This is a genomic window from Enterococcus sp. GPZ-007, from assembly GCF_059374735.1.
This window is the reverse complement of the sequence record NZ_JCAFYN010000089.1, coordinates 1-3,020: the sequence shown is the minus strand read 5'-3', so window position 1 is coordinate 3,020 and position 3,020 is coordinate 1. Positions and strand designations below refer to the sequence as shown.

General features: G+C 33.6%; 3 protein-coding genes. 2 read left to right on the top strand and 1 reads right to left on the bottom strand.

Going from position 1 to position 3,020, the window contains the following annotated elements:
- Positions 1 to 4 precede the first annotated feature (4 nt).
- Positions 5 to 1,522 (bottom strand): AcpB/EbpR/MafR family transcriptional regulator, encoded by a 1,518-nt coding sequence (locus AC4J95_RS20960; RefSeq protein ID WP_494551531.1) that lies wholly within the window; start codon positions 1,520 to 1,522, stop codon positions 5 to 7.
- 161 nt (positions 1,523 to 1,683) lie between these two features.
- Between AC4J95_RS20960 and AC4J95_RS20955 the strand changes: the two genes are divergently transcribed.
- Together AC4J95_RS20955 and AC4J95_RS20950 are read left to right on the top strand one after the other, a co-directional pair.
- A complete protein-coding gene (locus AC4J95_RS20955; protein ID WP_270344547.1) occupies positions 1,684 to 2,202 on the top strand; it encodes a hypothetical protein in 519 nt (172 codons plus the stop codon).
- 41 nt (positions 2,203 to 2,243) lie between these two features.
- Positions 2,244 to 2,894: a hypothetical protein gene (locus AC4J95_RS20950; protein ID WP_016171833.1), complete on the top strand. Its 651-nt coding sequence runs from the start codon at positions 2,244 to 2,246 to the stop codon at positions 2,892 to 2,894.
- The last annotated feature ends 126 nt before the right edge of the window (positions 2,895 to 3,020 follow it).

Sequence of the window (3,020 nt, the reverse complement as noted above, 5' to 3'; positions counted from 1 at the left end):
AGATTCACAACACCTTATAATTTTTGTCAAAAAAAGTATTGCCATTCCATTTATTATTCACGATTTCATTGTAGACAGTGAGTATGTTCTCAAAATCTTTTGGAGTAGGATTTGAATGAATAGATACTACGGTACACTCTGGTACGAACAGTGAGGGAAGATTAGTTATCAAAAGATCGTACTTGCACATTCTTTCTCTAACTGAGGTAAGGCTAGTAGCATCAATCAAATCCACATTCACTCGCGTTTTTAAATGATATATAATATCTTCTTTCAAAAAATTACAGTGTTCGTAGCTCGTATTGAAAAAGAGTCCAGTCTTAATAGTTGGTGATTTTTGTTCCAATTGATCAGATAATGAGTCCCATGAAGTGACCACCATAAATAGTAGTCGATTAATAACGGAATCATCTACGTAAATTGGTAAATCATTATTTAAAAAATAACGATTTATGATTTCTTTGACTTTTTTTGTAAATCCTTCGTAATAATTATTGAGATTGATAAAAAATTCTTCATTAGGATTATAAAGGATTTTTGCGGGTCCCCAAATATAAGTGGTTGCGTTGTATAGATAAAGAATAAGTTCTTCTTTATTAGAAAGGATTAGATTTTCCTTTTCAATAATTGAATTTAGTGTATTTTCTATCGCGACACGAAGATGATTAATTTTTGGATTTAAGGAGCATTTTTGTTTTAAATCTGTCATTGACCATGCATATTTGTCGTTGAAAAATATATAAAATAATCGATATATGCTCTTTGGGGTTATCTCAGTGTGATAGTGTTGAAAAAGTTTTTGAGTTAACTCTTCTGAAAAAGTAAACCCATGTTTTTGGTCATTTTGTGATTGGCTTGGAAGTAAATGACCTCTGCGAATGCGTATAAAATTAATAAATAACATAGTTCTAAATTTATTTACATAAGAATAGGTTTGGCGTGCAGGTGTTTGTAAAAATGGGTAGCAATCCATAAACTCTTGCATGACCTCATCCATCAACTCAACATCTCTCTCAGTAATTACTTTTTCAATGAGTCCATATTTTTCGATTAAGTAGCAAAAATAGAACCAGCATATTTTTCTCTCATCACCGATTATGTCCATATAAGTACAGTCAATGTGAAAGTCGAAAGGAGCTAAAAGTTCATTGATTGTTCCTATCTTTCTTTTTAGTGTAGAAATGCTGAGGAAAAGATGATCAGCTAGAGAGGGCAAGTTGGTATGCCTACTTAAAAAGATTTCTTCAATTATGGAGAATCTTGCGGACTGATTGTAAAGTGCAGAAAAAATAAAAAAAGGATTTTGATCAGGCATGAGAATTAGCCGTACACCAAGTTGTTTACTACTTTCCAGTTTTGCTGGGCTGATGTATCGGTTGATATCTCCAATGCTTTTACGAACTGTACTTTCAGAGATTTGGGTAAATTTCGAAATAGTACTTATTTTTTCCCAGTCTCTATAAATGAGAAATTTAATGATTTGATAGTGTCGTTGTAAGTTTTTTTCTAATAATGTTTCCATATGGAGCCTCCAATAGTTAACGAACGTTAGATTAAAAATGAACTTTCTCAATGAGAAGTATTGTTCTATAGTTATCACCGTTGTTGGAAACATAGGTAAGCTGACAAGCTACAATTATTATAACAACATTAGAGTAAGAAAAACAATGGAAGGTAAGGAGAATGGAAAGAAAAAAACGATCAAGAATTGTTATCCTTTTAATTTTGTTGATAGCTCTGTTAGTGGGAAGTGTGTACTACTATTTTTTAACTCATCAAACTGCTCCCAATGTAGTTGCTGGCGAAACTGATAGAAAATCAGGTGAGTTTGTTAAGGATATGAGCGAAAAAGAGTTTGAAGAGCTCCTTCAATCAAAGGCGGATAAAAGCGAAGTACGTTTGAAAATGAATTCTGATATGGTTTTTGAATCATCATCAGAGGTTGGCGAGGTCAGTATATTAAATCCGGCAAGTAATCAATATGCCATACGCGTTCAGACTACAATTGATGGAGAGAAAAAAGTTGTTTATGATTCAGGTCTCATTAAGCCAAAACAATATGTATCCCAAGGTAAATTAAGCACTACCATCAAAAAAGGTGTTTATAAAACACAAAATTTAGTCACTTATTATGAGAACGATAAGGCACAAAAAAAGGTTGGAGAAACCCTAGTAGTAGGGCAATTATCTGTGAATAACTAGAATATCTAGTTATAAATAATAGAAACAATGGAGGAACAAAAATGAAAAAAACGCAATTTGTAGCACTTTTCGGTGTAGTCGCATTTGGAGGAGCAGCATTATTAGGTCCATCAGCTGCGTTTGCCTATGAAGATGGTCAACCAGATCCGAATACCCAACCACAGGAAGTCAAAAAACAAGATTCTGCTACTATTCCGGCAGAAGGAACATTTAAAGAATTTGACCCAACAGATCCAACAGACCCGACTCAACCAGATCCAGATCCAACAGATCCTGCATGGGTTGATGTTAAAATTCCAACAAAAATCTTATTTGGTCAAACGGATGTAAGTACAGGTATTATTTCTCCACTATATGAAATTGAAAATCTTTCCTCAAAAGGAGTTAAGATTTCTGTTAACGATTTTAAGGATAGTGGTACACCGGGAGGATCTGGAAGTCAAACGGATGCTGAAAAAATTAGTGATAAGTTGACTTTGAACTTAACCAATAAAACTGCAAACAGAGACATTGCTTTGCACACGACAGATCCGCAAAATCCTGCTCAATTCCCGGCGGAAATTGGTACTTTGAATCCAACTGGAGACAAGCTTGAATTTAAATTAAGTGGTGGAGTAGCAACAGGGTTTAATTTTGAAAAGAATGCTTTAAATCCACAATATGATTTAGTTCTTAAGTTTGAAGTTCAATAGGAATTGATATGAAAAAATACTATGGTTTTATAGTGCTATCGTTAGTAATCATTCTAACTTTTATTTGTCCAATCGAGACCTTCGCTGAGTCATCAAGTATTCAGTTTAATCATATTCCGATTGAGG